Origin of the sequence: Bradyrhizobium valentinum, from assembly GCF_001440405.1 — a bacterium.
Taxonomy (GTDB): Bacteria; Pseudomonadota; Alphaproteobacteria; order Rhizobiales; family Xanthobacteraceae; genus Bradyrhizobium; species Bradyrhizobium valentinum.
On record NZ_LLXX01000161.1, the window covers coordinates 121,135 to 142,227 of the forward strand.

21 protein-coding genes are annotated in these 21,093 nt (G+C 63.0%); 13 read left to right on the forward strand and 8 right to left on the reverse strand.

The annotated features are described in order from the left end of the window. The first annotated feature begins 123 nt into the window (after positions 1 to 123). From CP49_RS28790 to CP49_RS28805, 4 genes are read left to right on the forward strand one after another with little or no spacing between them, the layout of a single operon-like run. A complete protein-coding gene (locus CP49_RS28790; protein WP_057853505.1) occupies positions 124 to 1,041 on the forward strand; it encodes a branched-chain amino acid ABC transporter permease in 918 nt (305 codons plus the stop codon). Continuing rightward, a complete protein-coding gene (locus tag CP49_RS28795) occupies positions 1,038 to 1,985 on the forward strand; it encodes a branched-chain amino acid ABC transporter permease (RefSeq protein ID WP_028351864.1) in 948 nt (315 codons plus the stop codon). Before CP49_RS28790 ends, CP49_RS28795 begins: the two co-directional genes overlap by 4 nt. A 4-nt stretch (positions 1,986 to 1,989) precedes the next feature. Continuing rightward, the gene (locus tag CP49_RS28800; RefSeq protein ID WP_057853553.1) at positions 1,990 to 2,757 is read left to right on the forward strand and encodes an ABC transporter ATP-binding protein; all 768 of its coding nucleotides are present in this window, start codon (positions 1,990 to 1,992) and stop codon (positions 2,755 to 2,757) included. Continuing rightward, positions 2,750 to 3,463, forward strand: coding sequence for an ABC transporter ATP-binding protein (locus tag CP49_RS28805; RefSeq protein ID WP_156438715.1), 714 nt, complete (start codon positions 2,750 to 2,752; stop codon positions 3,461 to 3,463). The genes CP49_RS28800 and CP49_RS28805 overlap by 8 nt, the downstream gene beginning before the upstream one ends. Positions 3,464 to 3,475: 12 nt before the next feature. On the opposite strand, the gene CP49_RS28810 is transcribed toward CP49_RS28805, so the two are convergent. Next, positions 3,476 to 4,447, reverse strand: a complete 972-nt coding sequence (locus CP49_RS28810; RefSeq protein WP_057853554.1) for a tripartite tricarboxylate transporter substrate binding protein — start codon at positions 4,445 to 4,447, stop codon at positions 3,476 to 3,478. 98 nt (positions 4,448 to 4,545) lie between these two features. Beyond that, positions 4,546 to 5,445, reverse strand: coding sequence for a LysR family transcriptional regulator (locus tag CP49_RS28815; RefSeq protein ID WP_057853507.1), 900 nt, complete (start codon positions 5,443 to 5,445; stop codon positions 4,546 to 4,548). Positions 5,446 to 5,572: 127 nt separating this feature from the next. Between CP49_RS28815 and CP49_RS28820 the strand changes: the two genes are divergently transcribed. Both CP49_RS28820 and CP49_RS28825 read left to right on the forward strand, forming a co-directional pair. After that, positions 5,573 to 6,745, forward strand: a complete 1,173-nt coding sequence (locus CP49_RS28820) for an alpha/beta fold hydrolase (RefSeq protein ID WP_057853508.1) — start codon at positions 5,573 to 5,575, stop codon at positions 6,743 to 6,745. Positions 6,746 to 6,856: 111 nt separating this feature from the next. Next, positions 6,857 to 7,795: an AEC family transporter gene (locus tag CP49_RS28825; protein ID WP_057853509.1), complete on the forward strand. Its 939-nt coding sequence runs from the start codon at positions 6,857 to 6,859 to the stop codon at positions 7,793 to 7,795. A 2-nt stretch (positions 7,796 to 7,797) separates the two neighbouring features. Here the strand turns inward: CP49_RS28825 and CP49_RS28830 are convergent, their stop codons facing one another. After that, positions 7,798 to 9,234 (reverse strand): glutamine synthetase family protein, encoded by a 1,437-nt coding sequence (locus CP49_RS28830; protein ID WP_057853555.1) that lies wholly within the window; start codon positions 9,232 to 9,234, stop codon positions 7,798 to 7,800. A 134-nt stretch (positions 9,235 to 9,368) separates the two neighbouring features. Beyond that, positions 9,369 to 10,727, reverse strand: a complete 1,359-nt coding sequence (locus tag CP49_RS28835; protein ID WP_057853510.1) for an aromatic ring-hydroxylating dioxygenase subunit alpha — start codon at positions 10,725 to 10,727, stop codon at positions 9,369 to 9,371. 98 nt (positions 10,728 to 10,825) lie between these two features. Between CP49_RS28835 and CP49_RS28840 the strand changes: the two genes are divergently transcribed. Further along, positions 10,826 to 11,617 carry an IclR family transcriptional regulator domain-containing protein gene (locus CP49_RS28840; RefSeq protein WP_057853556.1) on the forward strand — a complete coding sequence of 264 codons (792 nt, stop codon included), beginning with the start codon at positions 10,826 to 10,828 and terminating at the stop codon, positions 11,615 to 11,617. Positions 11,618 to 11,832: 215 nt separating this feature from the next. Here CP49_RS28840 and CP49_RS28845 read toward each other — a convergent pair whose 3' ends face one another. The 4 genes from CP49_RS28845 to CP49_RS28860 form a co-directional block, all read right to left on the reverse strand. Next, complete coding sequence (locus tag CP49_RS28845) at positions 11,833 to 12,366, reverse strand: P-loop nucleotide/nucleoside kinase family protein (protein WP_057900907.1); 534 nt, start codon at positions 12,364 to 12,366, stop codon at positions 11,833 to 11,835. Positions 12,367 to 12,380: 14 nt separating this feature from the next. Further along, on the reverse strand, positions 12,381 to 12,614 hold the full coding sequence (locus CP49_RS28850) for a hypothetical protein (protein WP_057853512.1): 234 nt from the start codon (positions 12,612 to 12,614) through the stop codon (positions 12,381 to 12,383). A gap of 25 nt (positions 12,615 to 12,639) precedes the next feature. Next, positions 12,640 to 12,999: a PilZ domain-containing protein gene (locus CP49_RS28855; protein WP_057853513.1), complete on the reverse strand. Its 360-nt coding sequence runs from the start codon at positions 12,997 to 12,999 to the stop codon at positions 12,640 to 12,642. A gap of 142 nt (positions 13,000 to 13,141) precedes the next feature. Next, on the reverse strand, positions 13,142 to 14,047 hold the full coding sequence (locus CP49_RS28860; RefSeq protein ID WP_057853514.1) for a helix-turn-helix transcriptional regulator: 906 nt from the start codon (positions 14,045 to 14,047) through the stop codon (positions 13,142 to 13,144). Positions 14,048 to 14,181: 134 nt separating this feature from the next. On the opposite strand from CP49_RS28860, the gene CP49_RS28865 reads away from it, so the two are divergent. The 6 genes from CP49_RS28865 (at position 14,182) to CP49_RS28890 (ending at position 21,001) form a co-directional block, all read left to right on the forward strand. Beyond that, positions 14,182 to 15,729, forward strand: a complete 1,548-nt coding sequence (locus CP49_RS28865; protein WP_057853515.1) for a benzoate-CoA ligase family protein — start codon at positions 14,182 to 14,184, stop codon at positions 15,727 to 15,729. A gap of 184 nt (positions 15,730 to 15,913) precedes the next feature. Next, a complete protein-coding gene (locus CP49_RS28870) occupies positions 15,914 to 16,732 on the forward strand; it encodes an alpha/beta fold hydrolase (RefSeq protein WP_197423268.1) in 819 nt (272 codons plus the stop codon). Between the two features lie 48 nt (positions 16,733 to 16,780). After that, the gene (locus CP49_RS28875) at positions 16,781 to 17,296 is read left to right on the forward strand and encodes a DUF309 domain-containing protein (RefSeq protein WP_057853517.1); all 516 of its coding nucleotides are present in this window, start codon (positions 16,781 to 16,783) and stop codon (positions 17,294 to 17,296) included. A 106-nt stretch (positions 17,297 to 17,402) separates the two neighbouring features. Next, a complete protein-coding gene (gene boxC, locus CP49_RS28880) occupies positions 17,403 to 19,091 on the forward strand; it encodes a 2,3-epoxybenzoyl-CoA dihydrolase (RefSeq protein WP_057853518.1) in 1,689 nt (562 codons plus the stop codon). A gap of 161 nt (positions 19,092 to 19,252) precedes the next feature. Next, positions 19,253 to 20,689: a benzoyl-CoA 2,3-epoxidase subunit BoxB gene (boxB, locus tag CP49_RS28885; protein ID WP_057853557.1), complete on the forward strand. Its 1,437-nt coding sequence runs from the start codon at positions 19,253 to 19,255 to the stop codon at positions 20,687 to 20,689. Between the two features lie 27 nt (positions 20,690 to 20,716). Then, positions 20,717 to 21,001: a hypothetical protein gene (locus CP49_RS28890; protein WP_057853519.1), complete on the forward strand. Its 285-nt coding sequence runs from the start codon at positions 20,717 to 20,719 to the stop codon at positions 20,999 to 21,001. Positions 21,002 to 21,093 lie beyond the last annotated feature (92 nt).

The following is a 21,093-nucleotide window of genomic DNA, read 5'->3' on the forward strand; positions in this document are numbered from 1 at the left end:
TGTTTTGTTAGGGCATGATCCGGAAAAGTGGATGCCGGTTTTCCGAAAAGATCATGCCTAAATCATAGACCTGGAGCGGGATGACTAGTCATCACGTTCCGGGCCCTAGAGTTCAAGGGATCCATGCTCGTCCTCGTAGAACAATCGCTGAACGGCCTGCAGTTCGGCCTGCTGCTGTTCCTGCTGGCAGCCGGCTTGACGCTGGTGTTCGGCATCATGGATTTCGTCAATCTGGCGCACGGCTCGCTCTACATGATGGGCGCCTATTTCGCCGCGACCTTCGTGGCATGGACCAACAGTTTCGTGCTGGGCATATTGATGGCGCTCGGCGCGACCCTGCTATTGGGTATCGCGCTCGAATTCATCGCGCTCCGGCATCTCTACGGCCGCGACCATCTCGATCAGGTGCTGGCGACCTTCGGGCTGATCCTGTTTTTCAACGACGCGGTGCGGCTGATCTGGGGCCCGGCCGGCCTGTCGCTGCCGCTGCCGGCCTGGCTGACGGTGCCGGTCCAGATCGTCCCCGGCGTGTTCTATCCGGCCTATCGGCTGTCGATCATCGTGGTCGCGCTGGCGGTCGCAGCATTGCTCTATATCGTCGTGATGCGGACCCGGATCGGCATGCTGATCCGCGCCGGCGCATCCAACCGCGAAATGATCGGCGCACTCGGCATCAACATCAAGCTGTTGTTCACGCTGGTGTTCGGGCTTGGCGCGGCCCTTGCCGGTCTCGCCGGGCTGATGCAGGCGCCGATCCTCACCGTGCAGATCGGCATGGGCGAGAACATTCTGATTCTCGCCTTCGTCATCATCGTGATCGGCGGTATCGGCTCGATCCGCGGCGCGTTCATGGCCGCGATCTTCGTCGGCATGATCGATACGCTCGGCCGCGCCTTCCTGCCCGATCTCCTGCGCACCGTTCTCAGTTCCGCCGCCGCCTCCACCGCCGCGCCCGCGCTGTCGTCGATGCTGATCTATCTCCTGATGGCCATCGTCCTCGTCGTGCGGCCCGAGGGGCTGTTTCCGGCTGCCAAGCGATGAAATCTCACATCAACGCCCGCAACGTCATCGTGGCGCTCGTCGCGCTTGGCCTCACCTTGCTGCCGGCCTATTCGGCACTGACCGGCAACATCTTCATCCTGACGCTGTTCACCCGCATCGTCATTTTCGCGCTGGCGGCCGCGAGCCTCAATCTCATCATGGGCTATGGCGGCATGATGAGCTTTGGCCATGCCGCCTATCTCGGCATTGGCGGCTATGCGGTGGGCATCCTCGCCCATGAAGGCATCGGCTCCGGCTTCATCCAGTGGCCGGTCGCGCTGGCGCTGTCGGCGCTTTATGCGCTGGTGATCGGTGCGCTCAGCCTCCGTACACGCGGCGTCTATTTCATTATGATCACGCTCGCCTTCGCACAGATGGCCTATTACATCGCCTCGGGTCTTTCCCGCTATGGCGGCGACGACGGCCTCACCATCTACAAGCGCAGCACTTTCGGCGGCCTGATCGACCTGTCGAACCGCGTGCAGTTCTATTACCTTTGCCTCGCCTGCCTGTTCGGCGGCGTCTATTTGATCTGGCGCATCATCAATTCCCGGTTCGGCATGGTGGTGCAGGGCGTGCGTTCCAACGAGCAGCGCATGCAGGCGATCGGCTTTCACGCCAATCGTTATAGACTCGTCTGCTTCGTCATCTCCGGCACCATCTGCGGCCTCGCCGGCGCACTGCTCGCCAACAATACTGACTTCATCAGCCCGGCCGGGATGTACTGGACCCGCTCCGGCGAACTCATGGTGATGGTGGTCTTCGGCGGCATGGGCTCGCTGTTCGGTCCTGTCCTCGGCACCATCGTGTTCCTCCTGCTGGAAGAAGTCCTGTCGCAATTCACCGAATACTGGGCGTTGATCATGGGCCCGCTGTTGCTACTGATCGTGCTGTTCGCGCGCGGCGGCATCATGGGTTTGCTGGGGAGGTTGAGCCGTGGCTGATTCCTTGCCTGATCCCTTGCTCCGCGTCGAAAACCTGGTGCGCAGCTTTGGTGGCATCAAGGCCACCGACAATCTGTCGCTCGACGTCCTGCCGGGCGAGCTGCATGCCATCATCGGCCCCAACGGCGCGGGCAAGACCACGTTGATCAGCCAGTTGACCGGACAGTTGACGCCGAATTCCGGCACCATTCACTTTGCCGGCCGTGACGTCACGTGGCTGCCGTCCTACCGGCGCAGCCGGCTCGGGCTGGCGCGCTCGTTCCAGATCACCTGCCTGCTGCCGGATTTCACGGCGGCCGACAACGTCGCGCTCGCGGCGCAAGCGCATGACGGTCACTCGTTCCGCTTCTGGGGCCCCGCGCGCAAGGAGCGGCATCTGCGCGAAGCGGCACAAGCGGCACTGACACGCGTCGGGCTCGCCAAACGCGCCGATGTGCCGGTGTCCGAACTGAGCCATGGCGAGCAGCGCGAGCTGGAGCTTGCGGTGGCGCTCGCGACCAAGCCGCAATTGCTGCTGCTGGACGAGCCGATGGCCGGTCTCGGCGTCACCGAATCCGCGCGCATGGTGGCCCTGCTGAAGGAACTGCGGAAGGAAGTCACCATCGTGCTGGTCGAGCACGACATGGAGGCGGTGTTCGCGCTCGCCGACCGCATCACGGTGCTGGTCTATGGCCGCGTCATTGCCTCAGGCGATCCCGACGCCATCAGGAACAACGAGGAAGTCAAGCGCGCCTATCTCGGCGACCAGCATGTGGTGGTCAGCCATGGCTGACACCTTGCTCGAAATCGACGGCATCGAGACCTGCTACGGCCTCAGCCAGGTGCTGTTCGGCCTGTCGCTGAAGGTTCAGTCCGGCGAAATGGTTGCCCTGATGGGCCGCAACGGCATGGGCAAGACCACAACCATCCGCTCCATCATGGGCATGACGCCGGCCCGATCAGGCAAGATCCGCTTCGCGGGCGAGGAAGTGCGCAGCCTGCCGTCGTACAGGATTGCCAAGCTCGGCATCGGGCTGGTGCCGGAAGGCCGCCAGATCTTTCCGAACCTGACAGTGTACGAAAATCTGGTGGCGGCTTCGGGAAACCGCGCCGGCAATGCCGATCCCTGGACCATCGAAAAAATCCACGCGCTGTTTCCGCGGCTCGCCGAGCGCGGCAACAACATGGGCGTGACGCTGTCCGGCGGCGAGCAGCAGATGCTGGCGATCGGCCGGGCGCTGATGACCAATCCGAAACTGTTGATTCTCGACGAGGCCACCGAAGGCCTCGCGCCGCTGATCCGCGAGGAAATCTGGAACTGCCTGTCGATGCTGAAGGGGCGCGGTCAGTCGGTGCTGGTAATCGACAAGAACGTCGCCAACCTCTCCCGGATCGCCGACCGCCACTACATCATCGAGCGCGGGCGGACGGTATGGACGGGGACGAGCGAGCAGTTGATCGCCGAGCCGGACCTGCAGCACCGGTATCTGGGGATTTGATGCCGATTACGGTTATTCGATGTATGAGCCGGTCGATCTGACGATCGCGCCCCATTTGTAGGTTTCTTCAGCGACGAGTCTGGCATAGTCGCCGGGCGTGCCGGGCCGTGCTTTCGCTCCCAGCTCTGCGAGGCGTGCGCGCAGCTTAGGGTCGGCAAGCCCTTCGTTGATGCCGCGGTTGAGCGTCGCGACGATCGCCTCCGGCGTCCCTTTCGGCGCGCTGATGCCGTTCCAGATGCTGGCGTCGTAGCCAGGCAGGAATTCGGCCATTGCTGCGACTTCAGGCAGGGCCGACGAGCGCTCTGTTGCCGTCACCGCGAGCGCGCGCAGCGCGCCGGAGCGAATGAATCCGATCGAGCCGGGAAGGGTAGCAAAGTAGACCTGCACGCGTCCGCCGATCAGGTCGCTAATCGCCTCCGCATCGCCGCGATAGGGAACGTGCTGCATGTTGACGCCGGCTAGCTTCTTGAACAACTCGGTTGCGACATGCGGAGGGCTCCCCACGCCGCTCGAACCGAAGTTCAGTCCGTTCGGATTCGATTTGGCTTGCTCGATGAAGGCCGGGACAGACGTCGGAGCGAATGAGGCGTTGACGCACATCACCAAGGGGGCGCCGGCGATTGCCGCGACGGGTTCGGTATCGCGGATGAAGTTGAATTTAAGATTGCGGAACAGTGTTGCATTGATAGCGTTCGCCGCGGAAGCGACGAGCAGTGTGTGTCCGTCGGGAGGCGCGCGTATCACCTGTTCGGTGGCGATGTTGGTCGCCGCACCCGTACGATTCTCGACGACGAAAGGCTGGCCGAATTGTTGCCCGAGCCATTGCGCGAGGATGCGCGCTACAATGTCGGTATTGCCGCCGGCCGAGAAGCCGACGATCAGATATACGGGTCGGGCCGGATAGGCGGCTGTCGCGAGCGCGGGGCCTGCGGAAGCCGCGAACGCGGCCGCGCCGAGCTGCAGGAACTTGCGGCGTGGGAGCATGGCGCTCTCGCCCTCTGGCAGCCGGACAAGGACGGCTCGCCGGCAGCGCATTTGCCCAGTGATTGGTCAGGTCCGGTGCCTGACCGTTCAAGGATATCTCAACGGCGATACCGGCGGCAATAATCGACCACCGTGTCCATGAAGACCTTGGCCGCCGGCGACAGCGACCGGTCGCTGCGTGAGCAGATGCAGAAGACCAGGGATTCCGACGCAAACTCGCGCACCGGCGCGGTTTTGAGCGATCCGCTGGCCAGTTCCCGCTCGACGGCGAAGCGCGGCAGCAGCGTGCATGGTCTGCCGATGGCGGCCACTTCCTTCACCAGCGCCAGCGAGTTGGTAACACAAAACGGCTTCGGCACGAATCCGTGCCTGGCGAACACCCTGTCCATCTGCTGGCGGAGGCCGAATGATGGCTCGGTCAGGGCGAACGGAAACTCCCTGAGCTCCGACAGCGATATGACCTTGCGTCTGGCAAGGGGATGCGCGGGTGAAAACGCCGCGACCATCTTGTCGCGGAAGACTTCCAGCCGCGTGATAGCGTCTCGCGCAGGGGCGTTGAGAACGAGGCCGATCTCCGCCGTGCCCGCGATCAGCGCCTCAATTGCTTCATCGGTGCTGCTCATCCTGATGCCGAAGGTTACATCGGGATATTGCGTGTTGAAGCGGTTGAGCACCGGCGCGACGAAACTCTCGATCGCGGTTTGGAAGCAGTAGACGTCGACGTTGCCCGCCTGCAGGTCCTGCAGCGCCGCGATGTGGGATTTGACGCGCGAGAATTCGCGCATCACGCCGTCGATCTTCGACAGCAGGATTTCGCCTGCCGCAGTCAGCTTCATGCCCTGCGCGCGCCGGTCGAAGATCGGCGCACGCAATTCGTGTTCGAGCTTGGCGATCTGGCGGCTGATTGCCGACGGCGAGACGTGCAGCCGGTCGGATGCGGCGCGGATCGATTGGGCGTGGGCGGTGGCGCTGAAATAGCGAAGGGCCGTGAAATCCATCGGATCGCCCTCTCCGCAGCCGTTGCATTTTCGGCAATGGAATGGTGTCGAGATTGATATGGCATCAACACCGGCTTGGGTCAATTGTTCGGCGCGCGACTAAATCCCAATCAATGGAGCTAACACCATGCCGTTTATCCATATGTTGCCCGACCCGGGAATGAATTACACGTTCAACCGGCCGCTGCTTGACGGGATGTCACCAGCGCGCCTCAAGGAGCTCAGCGCCATCGCGCCACGCATCAAGGATTACGAATCCTGGTACATGGTCTGGCTTGAGGTCGCCAAAAAAGCGGAAGCCGAGAAGCGATATCTGGACGCTGCCTCTTATTATCACGGCGCCGAGTTCTATTTACCGGCCGGCGACGTGCGCAACGGGCTCTACGACGACTTTGCGCGAAACTGGGCTCTCGGAATGAAAGGTGTCGCCGGCTACGAGCGCATCGCCATTCCATATTCCGGCGGACATCTACCGGGCTTCAGGCTGCAGGCAAGGGGCAAGGAACGCAGCACGCTGATCTTCACCGGTGGATACGATTCGTTCGTTGAGGAATTCTACAACTTTCTTCTCCCGCTGACCGAACTTGGAACTACCGTCATCGCCTTCGACGGGCCCGGCCAGGGTGGCGCCCTGCGGCAGGGGATCTATCTGGATCATGCGTGGGAGAAGCCGGCTAAGGCGGCGATCGACTACTTCGGGCTCGACGCGGTCGATTGGCTGGGCGCGTCCTGCGGTGGCTACATGTCGATCCGCGCGGCCGCGTTCGAGTCCCGGATCAAGCATATCATCTCGATGCCCACGTCGTATTCAGGTCTCGATATGACGCTCAAGCAAATGCGCCCCGGCAAGGCACAACAGCTGATCTCGCTGTTCAAGGCCGGCGACCGCAAGGGGACTGAGGCCGTCGTGGCCGAGGAGCGCCTGCCGAGCTCTGTATTCGAATGGTGTGTTGTTCAGGGAATGCACATCACCGGAACCAAGACGCCATACGATTTCCTCACGGAGATCGCGAAGCACTCGCTCAACGGGATCTTGCACAACGTCAAGCAGGATATCCTGCTTACTGAGGGCGAGCAGGATCATCTGTTCGACGTCGGCTGGGTCCATCGGACCATGCGCGAACTCGTTTGCGCCCGCTCTGTGACGACGCGGATATTCACCGCGCGCGAAGGAGCGGAGCAGCATTGCCAGCTCGGAAACTCGGCGGTTGCGCGTCACGCAATCGTACATTGGCTTGCGAGCTTCTACCCCGGCATGCCGGTTGGCGAGAGCACGAAAGCAACCAGCGTCGCCGCTTGACCAGGTGGGAATCTCGGAAGGCCGGGGCCGCCGTTTGCGGCTCCGGTCGAGGAAGGTGAACTGAAGACACGTCAGGCCTTTCGAACGCCCATACGTCAAACGGAGCAAACCATGACCCAGACCATGACCATATTAGCGTCGCTGGCGCCTGTGTTCCTTGTGATGGCCCTCGGCTATTCGGCCGGCAAAACCAGGGAGTTTGACGCGCACAACACGGGCTCGCTCAATACACTGGTCATGGATTTCGCGCTGCCCGCCGCGTTGTTCACGGCGATGGCGCAGGCTTCCCGGAGTGCTATGACCAATCAGGCGCAGCTCGCCTTGGTGTTGCTGGCGTCGATGCTGATTGCGTACTGCGTCACTTATCTCGTGCAATCTCGCTGGTTCGGCGGTGACCGGCGCGAGAGCGCACTGATTGCGTTGACTGCATCGGGCCCGAATGTCGGTTCGGCGGGGCTGCCGATCGTCTCGGCGCTGTTCTCCCAATCGGCCTCGATCTCGGTCGCCGTGGCCGTGGCGGTGGCTGCCATCGTCGTGACGCCGCTTTCGCTCCTGATATTGGAATCCGCCGGCGGGAAGGGAGCGAATACCGTCACGGTCATGAAAAAAGCGCTACTCAAGCCGATCGTGATCGCGCCGGTGCTCGGCCTGTTGTGCTCGCTGACGGGATTGCCGATACCGCCCCTGCTCGACAGCACGCTGACCCTGGTCGGGCAGGGTGCATCGGGAACGGCGTTGTTGCTCACCGGGCTCGTGTTGTCGGCACAGCCTGTAAAACTTTCCGCCAATGTCGGATTGACGGTCGCGGTGAAGAATGTGATTCAGCCGCTGCTGACCGCACTCCTGGCCCTGCCGCTGCTTGATGGCGCAGAGGCGCGTGTCGCGGTCATGCTGATGGCGGTGCCATCAGGCGCATTCGGCGTGCTGTTTGCGGTTCATTATGGCGTGGCATCGGCCCAGATCGGCACGATGCTGATCGCAAGCACGCTTCTCAGCACCGTGACGCTGACCGCGGCAATACTGTTGTCGGCCAGTTGGAGCTGGATCTGATCTCAAAACATCTCGAAATATTCGCGGTGCTCCCAGTCGGACACTTCGGCCTGAAACCGTTCGATCTCCGCGTTCTTGATGTGGACGTAGTAGTCCACGAACTCCGGCCCCAGCGCCTGCCGGAAGAAAGGATCGTCCTGCAGCGCGACCACGGCTTCGCGCAAGGATTTCGGCAGTAGCGCCGCCTTGGTCTCGTACGGTGCATCCGCTGACGGCCCCGGATCGAGCTTGCGGTCGACGCCGTCCAGGCCTGAGAGAATCTGCGAGGCCATGTAAAGATACGGGTTCGCCGCGGGCTCGCCGATGCGGTTCTCCAGCCGCGTGGCGGCATCATTAGGGCGGCCGAGCACGCGGATCATGACGCCGCGGTTGTCGCGGCCCCAGATCGCGCGGTCCGGCGCCAGCGAGTAGGAGCGGTAACGCTTGTAGCCGTTGATGGTCGGCGTCGTGAACACGGTCGACGCGCGCGCGTGCTCCAGAAGTCCCGCAAGATAGTGTTTTGCGAACGGACTCAGCAGCTCGTCCTTGTCGCTTGCCATGAAGGCATTCTCGCCGCTGGCGCGCGACACCAGCGATTGATGCAGGTGCCAGCCGGAGGCGAACACATTGGGCAATTTCGGCCGGCACATGAAGGTGGCGTGATAGCCGTGGCGGCGCGCGATCTGTTTAACGGCCGAGCGGAACAGCACCATGTTGTCAGCGGGATCCAGTCCCGTGGTCGGCTGGAAGGTGAATTCGCACTGGCTCGGGCCGAACTCGACCTCGACCGACCGCAAGGGAAGGCCGAGCGCCAGGACGTCGCGCCGGATGATTTCGAGCGCCGGCTCCATCTGGTCGTAGCGCTGCTCGGTCAGGTATTGATAGCCGTGCGAGAGCAGGCTCACTGAAGGAGGACGCCCTGGCTGGCCGGCATCCTCCGGCGCCATATGCGCGTCGTCGAGCTTGAAGAGATGGAATTCGACCTCGAGCCCCGCGACGAAATCGTAGCCGCGGCTTCCCAGTTGATCGAGGACCTTGCGATAGAGGTTGCGCGTGGCGAACGGCACCGGGCGGCCGTCCGCGAAATAAAGGTCGCACAGCAGCCAGCCCGTGGTCGGCGCCCATGGCAGCACGCGAAAGGTGGTGGGGTCAGCCACCATCAACACGTCGGCGGCGCCCTCCATCTCCTTCATGCCGAAGCCGCCGCCGGCGGTGAACACCGGAAACACCGTCTTGTGCGAGGTGTCCTTGGCGAGCATCGTCGTGGTGAGGGAGCAGCCGCTTTCGAGCGAGGCGAGCGCTTCTCCCGCAACCAGCGTCTTGCCGCGGAGGATGCCGTGCTGGTCGGGAAATGACAACCTGAGGACTTCGAGATTTTTCTCCTCGACGATCTTGCGCAAGCGGCTGGCGGCCTCCTGCTGCTCCTTCGACCACAGCCCGTGACGTTTCACAAAACTCAACGCCAATCCCCCATCTTCCGTCATTCCGGGGCGATGCGCAGCATCGAACCCGGAATCTCGAGATTCCCCGGTGTGCAATTGCACACCTGAGGTCTGGTCCTTCGGACCATCCCGGAATGACGGTGCCACAAATCTCACTCCGCCGCCGTCAGGTGCGCAACCTTCCCGGCGATCTCCGTCGGCACCGGCGCGGCCCACGGCGCGCCGCGGCGGCGCTTGACGTCGACTTCCATCCAGTAGATTTCCCAGCCGCGCGTCGGCCCGATGCCATCCATGGTCGCCGGGCCCTGGATGCTGCGGGCATGGGCGCTGTCTAAGAACATGAACGGCTTCTCGCCGCCGACGACCTTTTCGATCTCCTGCCGCAGCAGGCGCCGATACTGCACGATCGCCTTGTCCGACGTGCCGAGGTGCTCGTTGGTGCGGTCCTGGATTGCGCCCATCGATTCCACCGCCCACTGGTCGTGGACGTTGATGTCGTTGCCCATGCCGGTATAGGTTTCGGTCGCCTGTTCGTGCGGATCGAAGCCGTAATCGTTGCTCTTGTTCTTGCGCGAGGTGTAATCCGGCAGTTCGTACAATTCGAGGCGCTGGTCGCGCATCTTCTTCTTGTCGACCGGCGCCGTGTAGCTGGTGAAGATCGCGTACCAGTAGCAGTTCTCGTCATCGATGGGCACGTGCCACTGCGTGATCGTCATCTCCTGGCTCATCGGGATGACGAAGCCGTGCGGGAAGAGCTGGTTGGTGACGCGCACATGGGTACGCTCCTCGTCGATCTCGCGCAGCGCGATCAGGCGCAGCCCGTATTCGGTATGCTCGACATTGATGATCGGGTTGTCGTATTCGCGCAAAATCTTCGTCATCGGCATGTCACTTCCGGCGGAAGCGCCGCGGAACTGCTTGCCGTAGGCGGTCGAGGTGTCCTCATCCTCGAAGAAGCGGTGCAGGAACGAGGCGTGTGCCGGATCGATGCCGACTTCAAGCGCCTGCAGCCAGTTGCAATTGATGTGGCCCTTGAATGCAAAGGTATGGCTATCGGGCGCGACGAAGCAGTCGATCTCCGGGAATGCCGGCGGTTCGCCTTCGCCCAAATATGCCCAGAGGATGCCGCTCTTCTCGACCACGGGATAGGAGCGCTGCCTGATGCCCTGGCACAGCTTTGAATCTTTCGGCTCAGCCGGCGTCTCCAGGCATTGGCCGGATACATCGAACAGCCAGCCATGGAAGGCGCAGCGCAAGCCGCCATGCTCGAGCCGCCCGAAGGCGAGGTCGGCTCCGCGATGCGCGCAGTGGCGGTCGATCAGGCCGTAGCGGCCTTCTTCGTCGCGAAACAGCACCAGGTTTTCGCCGAGCAGTTTGACGGGTCGAACCGGCCGCGATCCCCCGAACTCGTCGACCAGCGCCGCTGGCTGCCAGTACATCCGCATCAGCTTGCCGCACGGGTCCTTGCGGCCGGTGCGGGTGATCAGGTCGTTCGCTTCCTGGCTCATCATGGCGAGGATCTCCGCTAGCTGGAATTTGTTCGCCTATTGAACTTTTGTGCGATTTTAGCGTAGGCTGGGCCCGAGGCAAGCGGATTATGGAGGCAGCGATGCCCAAGCTTAAGCGCGCAGCGGCCGCTGACAACCGCGGCGCGACCGATTTCATCGAAAGCCTCGACCGCGGGCTGCGCGTGCTGGAGTTGTTCGGCGGCAGCCGGCAGCCCATGACGTTGAGCGACCTCGCCAAGGCGGCTGAGCTGCCGCGCGCGACCGCGCGGCGGATTCTCTTCACGCTCGAACGCGCCGGCTTTGTCGCAAGCGACGGCAAGCTGTTTCGCCTCACGCCGCGCGTGCTGGTGCTGGCATCAAGCTTTCTGGCTTCCAATCATGTCGTCTCGGTGCTGCAGCCGGCGCTCGATAGATTGTCGAGCGAGGCGCAGGAAATCTCTTCGATGGCGATCCTCGATGGCAACGACGTCGTCTTCATCGCACGCGCCAGCCCGACGCGGATATTTTCCGCAGGAATCGATATCGGCTACCGGCTGCCGGCCTTCTGCACCTCGGTCGGTCGTGTCCTGCTGTCGCGGCTATCAGACGACGAACTGGCCGCGGCGCTCGACCGGATGGATCTCGCAGCCCTGACACCCTTTACCGTGACCGACAGAAAACTGCTGTTGAAGACGATCATTGCCGATCGTGCGCGAGGTTATTCGCTGGTCGATCGCGAAGCCGAACCGGGATTTCGCTCAGTCTCGGTGCCGGTCCGCCGCTACGACGGTGCGATCGTCGCCGCCATCAACATGGGCGCGCATGTCGACCGCGTATCCGCGGCCGAGATGACCAAACGCTTCCTGCCGCAATTGCGTGAGGCCGCGGCCTCGGTGAAATCGCTGCTGATGTGACGGAAGCGTTCGCCGTCATTGCCTGCGACAAACGCGAAGCGTTTGCGCAAGGGAGCGAAGCGACGAAGCAATCCATTCTATCCCAGCGTCACGCGATGGATTGCTTCGCGGAGCCTGTCATCGGGCGCGCATTCGCACGATCCGTTGGCTCGCAATGACGGGGTGGACGCCTCGATATGAAGAAGAGAGTCCGAGCACGTTGCTCGACCTGCGTTCTAGGCGTTGAGCCCGAAGCGGCGCACGATCGCCTGCGCGGTCACTTCCGCCGGGTTCATCCCGGTATCCAGCCTCAGACAATCTGGCCGCGGCACGGCGGTGAGGTCGTAGCGGTCGAGCTCCAGGATCAGGTGCTCCCCTGAAGTTATCTTGCGCCGAGCGACCCGATCAGGATTGCCGACCCTGCTCAATGCTTCTTCGCGCGAGCAGTGCAGGAAGACCGGAAGCAATTCGCCGCCGCGACGTTGCACGATCTCCTCGATCTGCCTGAATTGCTCTCGGTCGTCAGGCTCGGCATAGCAGAAGGTCGTGACCAGCAGCGGCACGCGATGTTCGGCGGCAGCATCAATGGCCGAACGTCTGACGTCATGGACAAGCTCCCAGAATCCGGGCGCGCCGAAGTCGAAGACCGTGAGCGCCAGATCGATGGCGGCGTGATTGTCCATCAGCCGCCCCGGCACGATCCGGAGCAGCGCCTTGGCGACCGTCAGCTTGCCGGCCGCGGGCGCTCCATGGAGGAAAAGCAGCTTCATGAGCTTCAAACGCGTTATGGAGAGGGCAACCGCTTGAGCGCCGCTTCGATCGCTTCGAACTTGGCGACGATCTGTGGTGTCACCAGATAGCGCAGCGTGCCCGCGACCGTGACGCTGACGATGATCGCGATGATCGTGTACTGCGTCGTCAACACGGCCGGCAGTATCGTGCGCAACCGGCGCGGCCGGGCTTTCGGCGGCTTGGCGGTAGCAAGAAGGTGGGCGTCTTCGCCTTCAACCGCACTCATGCGGTCCGACCTGACATCACCGCACTCAGTATTCGGAAAGGAGCTGATCGAGGCGGGACTGAAGCTGCCTGTTGGCTCGTTCGCTGGCGCGCAGCTTGCGCACCCAGTGCAGCGGAACGACGCCGCTGTCCTCGTGCACATTGCCGAACACCAGGCCCGCCGCATCGCGGCTGCGCCAGACGAGGCGCGCCGTACACGAGATTGCCTTGCGCTCGATTTCGAAGTCCACCTCGTCGGGGACAAGGGCCGCGCCTTCAAATTCGATCTTCGCGCCAAACATGCTGAAGTTGCGCACGGCGCAGGCGATCGTCGAGCTGCGGCCGTTGAACGCGACGAGGCCGCCATAATAGACGCGGTTTCTGGGCAGGTGACGACGCTCGAGCATAGTTCCTCTCCATTCGATTAACGAATTGGTAACACAATTAAAGGGTGTGTTGCAGCATGAAGCTCGTGCCGTGGTTAACCGCGGCCATGCGGTTGTACGAGCGGAGCCCTACCCGATAGGTGATAGTGCTATGGCTGGGAGATCAGGAGACCGCGCTGCGCAGGCCGAAGGCGTGCTTGTCGTGCAGCACCGGCGCGACCGCATCGACCAGCCGCGTAGCTGCGGCGTCGACCGAAAGCCCTGCGGTATCGACCACGGCGGAGGCGCGGGCGTAGAGCGGCTCGCGGCTGACCAGGATGTTGCGCAGCTCCGCCATCGCGGAACGATCGTCCGCCATCGGGCGCAGATCGCCCTGGCCGCGGACGCGGGCCATGTGCTCTTCCGGCTCGGCCTTGAGCCAGATGGTGTAGAACGACGACAGGATGAGGTCGAAGGTCAGCGGCTCGGAGACGATGCCGCCGCCGGTCGCCAGCACCATTAACTCTTTTCGCGCCAGCAATTGCGAAAGCGCCGCCTGCTCCATGCGGCGAAAGCCTTCCTGGCCGTAGAGCGCGATGATCTCGGCGACGGACAATCCGTTCTGCGCCTCGACCTCCTTGTTGAGCTCGACGAACTTCCAGCCGATCTTCTTCGCCAGCATCTTGCCGAGTGTGGATTTGCCGGCGCCGCGCAGGCCGATCAGGGCGATGCCGGCGAAGGAGATCCGCCGCTGCGCCGACAGGCCGCCGCCGGCAAGCGCGTCCTTGGCTTGCGCGATCTGGGCCGGCGTTGCCTTGCGCAGGAGATCGCGGATCACGGCCCAGTCGGGCGCCGGCTCGGTAGCGGGAATCAGGTCTTCGAGATGCGCGCCCATCGCGTTCGACACGCGCCGCAGCAGCACGATCGATACATTGCCCTTGCCGCTTTCGAGCTGCGCGATGTAGCGCTCGGAAATTCCCGATACCTTGGCGAGCACCTTGCGCGACATGCCGCGAAGGGCGCGCATGGTGCGCACACGCTGGCCAAGCTGCTCGAGAAAGCCGGTTTCGGGGTCGCTGGCCTCGGTCATTTCCCTCGTTCGGCTTTACCTGCTGGTGAACGGATTTCGGAAACATAATGCCGATGAGGATTGACAGCAAGCGCCGCTGGTGTCTTTGTATGAATTATAATTCTTAAAACTCAGGGAGCGGCGTCGTGAGCGGCATGTCCGGTTCGTACAATGCGGTGACCTGGCTGCTCGACCGCAATGTCGACGAGGGCCGTGGGGCCAAGCTCGCCTTCACCGATACCGTCTCCGAGCTCACCTACGGCGATCTGCAGAAGCAAAGCTGCCGCGTCGCCAACATGCTGCGCCGGCTCGGCGTCCGCCGCGAAGAGCGCGTCGCGATGATCATGCTGGATACGGTGGACTTCCCCAGCGTTTTTCTCGGCGCGATCCGCGCCGGCATTGTGCCGGTGCCGCTCAACACGCTGCTGACGTCGGATCAATATGCCTATGTGCTGGCGGACTGCCGCGCACGCGTGCTGTTCGTTTCTGACGCGCTGCTGCCGGTGGTCAAGGACATCGTCGGGAGGATGCCGGATCTCGAGCACGTCGTCGTCTCCGGCAAGGATGCGCACGGCCACAAGAAGCTCGCCGACGAGCTCGCGCGCGAAAGCGATTCCTTCGCGACTGTGCCGACCCATGCCGAGGAGCCGGCGTTCTGGCTCTATTCGTCCGGCTCAACCGGCATGCCCAAGGGCGTGCGCCACCTGCATGCCAATCTCGCCGCGACGGCGGAAACCTACGCCAAGCAGGTGCTCGGCATTTGCGAGGACGACGTTTGTCTCTCGGCGGCCAAGCTGTTCTTCGCCTATGGCCTCGGCAATGCGCTGACGTTTCCGATGTCGGTTGGTGCGTCGACAGTCTTGAACAGCGACCGGCCAACGCCGGCCGCGATGTTCGTGCTGATGAACAAGTATAACCCGACCATCTTCTACGGCGTGCCGACTCTGTTCGCCGCGATGCTCAACGACGAGGCGCTGAAGGACGCGCGCGCCGGCAATCGCCTGCGCATATGCACTTCGGCCGGTGAGGCGCTGCCGGAGTCCGTCGGCAATGCCTGGAAGGCGCGCTTCGGCGTCGACATTCTCGACGGTGTCGGCTCGACCGAACTGTTGCACATCTTCCTCTCCAACGCGCCCGGCGACATCAAATACGGATCCTCCGGCCGACCCGTGCCCGGCTACAAGGTGCGGCTGGTCAATGAAGCAGGCGCCGAGGTGCCCGATGGCGAGGTCGGCGAATTGCTGGTCGATGCGCCATCGGCCGGCGAGGGCTACTGGAATCAGCGCGCCAAGAGCCGGCAAACCTTTGAAGGCCACTGGACCCGCACCGGCGACAAATACATCCGCGACGCCGATGGCCGTTACACCTTCTGCGGCCGCTCTGACGACATGTTCAAGGTCTCCGGCATCTGGGTCTCGCCGTTCGAGGTCGAGAGCGCGCTGATCACCCATCCGGCCGTGCTAGAGGCCGCCGTCGTGCCCGAGGCCGATCCGGAAGGATTGCTGAAACCAAAAGCCTTCGTCGTGCTGCGCGCCGGCGCCAGGACCGATGATCTGCATGAGGCGCTGAAGGAGCACGTCAAGCAGAAGATCGGCCCGTGGAAATATCCGCGCTGGATCGATGTGGTGGACAGTCTGCCGAAGACAGCGACGGGGAAGATTCAACGGTTCAAGTTGCGGGATGGTGAGACGGCGAAGTCATGATGTGCCTGTCAGTTGAAGTGCAACGTGTTGCCGCAGAAGACGGTCGTTCCCTCCCCCCTTGCGGGGGAGGGTTAGGGAGAGGGGTAAGCCGCAACGGCGGTGCCCGTGGCTACCCCTCTCTCCAACTCTCCCCCGCAAGGGGGGAGAGGGCTCACCGCGCCGTGTTGTGAAGGGAGCGGTTACAATGACAACCCTTACTCCCTCCGGCTTTCTCACCGTCGGCGCCTCACATCTCGAATACCGCATGATCGGCCCGTCGCCCGAGGCCGCGCCGACCATCGTGGTGCTGCATGAGGGGCTCGGATCGGCCGGGCTGTGGGGCGACTTTCCCGAAAAACTGCAGGCCGCGACCGGCGCCGGTGTGTTCGTCTATTCGCGCGCCGGTTATGGCCATTCGACGCCGGTGAAACTGCCGCGGCCGCTCGACTACATGCATGGCGAGGCGCTCGACGTGCTGCCGAAACTGCTCGACAAGATCGGCTTTCGCCGCGGCCTGTTGCTCGGACATTCCGACGGCGCCTCGATCGCGGCGATCTATGCGGGCTCGCATCAGGATCACCGCGTCCAGGGCCTCGCGTTGATCGCCCCGCATTTCATCGTCGAGGATATTTCGGTGGCCTCGATTGCGCAGATCCGGAACGCCTATGAGACCACGAACCTGAAGGAGAAGCTGGCCCGCTGGCACAAGGATGTCGACAACGCCTTCTATGGCTGGAACGGCGCCTGGCTCGATCCACAATTCCGCAACTGGGATATTTCCGAGTACCTCGCCTATATCCGCGTACCGGTGGCGATCCTGCAGGGTGTGGACGACCAGTATGGAACAATGCGCCAGGTCGAGATCGCGCGGGAAGAGTGCTACTGTCCGGTCGATGTGACTGTCATCCCGGGAGCCGGACATCAGCCGCATCGCGAAGCGCCGGGGGCGACGCTCGATGCGATTTTGGAGTTCGCAAACGCGGTGTTGCACGTCGATGACGGCTCGCAGGGACGGGCCGCGTAACGCATTTCGCAATGCGCCTTCCCTGACGTTTTCCGGGACGATGTCCCTATGACCACGCCCTCAGGCACCGGCAATCTGCCGCTGCCGCGATGGGCTTATGTACCTGGCCAGTCCGAGCAAGCCGGCGCCGATTACGAAACGCTGTCGCAGATCGCAGTTTTGGTGCCGCCGCGCTTCCGCGGCTACGTGCCGGCGCGCCATCCGGCGCTGCGCTACGGCATGATGCTCAACGACCACGGCTACTTCTGGGAGGCCCAGGAGATCCTGGAAGCGGTATGGGCGGCAGCGCCGCAGGGTGGCCGCGAACGGATTCTGTTGCGCGCCTGTATCCTGATCGCGACCGCGAATTTGCGGCTGCGCATGCAGAAGCCGCATGTCGCCTCGCGCCTGTTTGGCGAAGCGCTCGGCGAGCTCGAGGCGCTTGGTGCGCGCGGTGCCGGCGGCGACGGGTTTGCCGACGGCTTCCCGGTCACGGCGCTGGCTGCCCTCATCAAGGCCAAACTGGCCCGGCCGCTGCTCTCCACGGCCGATTGGGTGGCATTCGCCGCAGCCAGCCGAACATGAAACAAAATGCATGTTTCGGCGTTTTATACTAGACTCGATCAAAAACATGCACTATTGTGCATCTAACGAACCAAGCAAACCTTAAGAAAACGACAGAGGGTGGCCCATGGCCGGTGAAGATCGCGTCCTCGCAGGCGGCGCGAAATACATCGATTTTCAAACCGATCCGTCGCGCTACCGGCACTGGAAGCTCGCCGTCGAGGGCGAGGTCGCGACCCTCACCATGGATGTCGATGAGAACGCCGGCCTGTTCGAAGGCTATCAGCTCAAGCTGAATTCCTACGATCTCGGCGTCGACATCGAGCTCGCGGACGCCGTGCAGCGGCTGCGTTTCGAGCATCCGGAAGTGAAGGTGGTGGTGATGCGCTCGGGCAAGAACCGCGTGTTCTGCGCCGGCGCCAATATCCGCATGCTGGCGGGGGCGACCCACGCCCACAAGGTCAACTTCTGCAAATTCACCAACGAGACCCGTAACGGCCTGGAAGATTCATCGGAAAATTCCGGGCAGCGCTTCATCACCGTCGTCAACGGCACCGCGGCCGGCGGCGGTTATGAACTGGCGCTCGCGACCGATCACATCATCCTGGCCGACGACGGCGCCGCCGCCGTGGCGCTGCCGGAAGTGCCGCTGCTCGCGGTGCTGCCGGGTACCGGCGGGCTGACGCGCGTGGTCGACAAGCGCAAGGTGCGCCGCGACCACGCTGATTTCTTCTGCACCATCGAGGAAGGCATCAAGGGCAAGCGCGCCGTCGCATGGCGGCTGGTCGACGAGATCGCGCCGAACAGCAAGCTCGAAGGCAAGGTCGCCGAGCGCGCCAAGGAATTCGCGGCCGCCTCGAAGCGCAACGGCAGCGGCAAGGGCATCGCGCTTTCGCCGCTCAATCGCGCCATCGACGACAGCGGCATCCGCTACGGTTTTGTCAGCGTCGACATCGACCGCGCCGCACGGATCGCGACCATTTCGATCAAGGCGCCGGAGGCGGCCCCGCCTGATGATATCGACGGCCTGGTCGCGCAAGGCGCGTCGTTCTGGCCGCTGCAGGTGGCGCGCGAGCTTGATGATGCGATCCTGCACTTACGCATCAACGAACTCGAAATTGCGATGCTGGTGTTCAAGTCGCATGGCGACGCCGCCAATGTGGTGGCCTGCGATACCTTCCTCGAAGACAACAAGGCGCACTGGTTGGTCAACGAGATCAGGCACTACTGGAAGCGCGTCTTGAAGCGCATCGACGTCACCTCGCGCACGCTGGTGACGCTGGTCGAGCCCGGCTCCTGCTTCGCAGGCACGCTGGCCGAACTCGTGTTCGCCGCCGACCGTTCCTACATGCTGATCGGCTCGCGGCAGGGCGACAACCGCCAGCCTCCGGCGATCCAGCTCACCGCGATGAATTTCGGCCCCTATCCAATGAGCCACGGCCTGACCCGCCTGCAATCGCGCTTCCAGGCCGATCCGTCCGATCTGGAGCGCGCGGAAGCCACCATCGGCACCACGCTCGATGCGGAGGAAGCCGAAGAACTCGGCCTCGTCACCTTCGCGCTCGACGATATCGATTGGGACGACGAGGTGCGGGTGTTCCTGGAAGAGCGCACCTCCTTCTCGCCCGACGGCCTCACCGGCATGGAAGCGAACTTGCGCTTCGTCGGGCCGGAGACCATGGAATCGAAAATCTTCTCGCGCCTCACGGCGTGGCAGAACTGGATCTTCCAGCGCCCCAATGCGGTCGGCGAAGAGGGCGCGCTGCGCCGCTACGGCACCGGCCAGAAGGCGCAGTTCGATATGACGAGAGTTTAGAGAGAACTTCCGCCGTCATCCTGAGGTGCGAGCGCAAGCGAGCCTCGAAGGATGATTGGTACCAGGCCAGCATCCTTCGAGACGCGGCGAAGCCGCCGCTCCTCAGGATGACGGTAGAGCAAGATGCCAGAACGACTCCAAGGAGCACGGCCATGAACTTCATGAACGTCGACTACTCGACCAAGATCCCCAACAACGTGAATCTCAGTGAAGACCGCCAGGTGCTGAAAGCCCTGGAGGGCTGGCATCCCGGTTACATGGACTGGTGGGGCGACATGGGCCCCGAAGGTTTTCAGCAGTCGCTCGTTTACCTGCGCACCGCCTATTCGGTCGATCCGCGCGGCTGGGCCAAGTTCGACTACGTCAAGATGCCGGAATATCGCTGGGGCATTCTGCTGGCGCCGCAGGAAGAAAACCGCGTCATTCCCTTCGGCGAAAATTACGGCAAGCCGGCCTGGCAGGAAGTCCCAGGCGAACACCGCGCCACGCTGCGCCGCCTGATCGTGATCCAGGGTGACACCGAGCCGGCTTCCGTCGAACAGCAGCGCCATCTCGGCAAGACCGCGCCCTCGCTCTATGACCTGCGCAACCTGTTCCAGGTCAATGTCGAGGAAGGCCGCCATCTCTGGGCGATGGTCTATCTGCTGCAGAAATATTTCGGCCGCGACGGCCGCGAGGAGGCGGACGATTTGTTGCGCCGCCGTTCCGGCGATGCGGACTCACCGCGCATGCTCGGCGCCTTCAATGAAGCAACGCCGGACTGGCTGTCGTTCTTCATGTTCACCTACTTCACCGACCGCGACGGCAAGATGCAGTTGCACTCGCTCGCGCAGTCCGGCTTCGATCCGCTGTCGCGCACCTGCCGCTTCATGCTGACCGAAGAGGCGCATCACATGTTCGTCGGAGAGACCGGCATCAGCCGCGTCGTGCAGCGCACCTGCGAGGCGATGAAAGAAGCCGGCATCTCAGATCCCACCGACGTCGCCAAGGTTCGGGCGCTCGGCGTGATCGACCTGCCGACCATCCAGAAGAAGCTGAACCTGCATTATTCGCTGTCGCTCGATCTCTTCGGCTCGGAAGTCTCGACCAACGCCGCCAACGCCTTCAATGCCGGCATCAAGGGCCGCTACAAGGAGACCCAGATCGACGACGACCATCAGCTCAAGAACGCCACCTATCCGGTGCTCAAGCTGATCGATGGCGTGATCAAGCGCGTCGATGAGCCGGCACTGACCGCGCTCAACATGCGGCTGCGCGACGACTACACGCAGGATTGCGTCAAGGGCATGCTGCGCTGGAACAAGATCATTTCGCTCGCCGGCTATCAGTACAAGCTGACGCTGCCGAACGTCGCGTTCCATCGCCACATCGGCGAGTTCAAGGATATCCACGCCACGCCGGACGGCGTCCTGATCGATGACGCCACCTGGAACCAACGCAAGAGCGAATGGTTGCCTTCGACGCAGGACGGCGACTTCATCGCCTCGCTGATGAAGCCGGTGACCGAAGTCGGCGTCTACGCCAACTGGATCTCGCCGCCGAAGGTCGGCATCGACAACAAGCCCGGCGATTTCGAGTACGTGAAGATCGAGACCTGAACCGCCCCGTCATCGGGGAGCAGTAACATGGACCCCGACCGAGATCTCGACGCAATGGACCGCGACCAATTGGTCGCGGAGGTGAAACGTCTAAGAGCTGGTATCCGCACGCACCGCGACAGCACCGGTCACGACCTGTGCTGGCACCATCCCGATCTCTGGGGACTGTTGCCCGAGCGCGTCACGCCTGACGTGGCCGTCCCGCCCTGGCCGAAATTCCTGCGCGGCTGCCTGCGCTATCGCGAGGCGCTGGAGCGCGAGCTGCCCAACGCGCCCGAAGCTGATGTCGAATACGATAAGGACGAGCCGTGATTCTCTCCGTCGCCCCGGCCTTGAGCCGGGGCCCATAACCACCGACCGTCGTTGTTTGGCACGGCGTCTGTCATCATGCGCTATTGATGAAT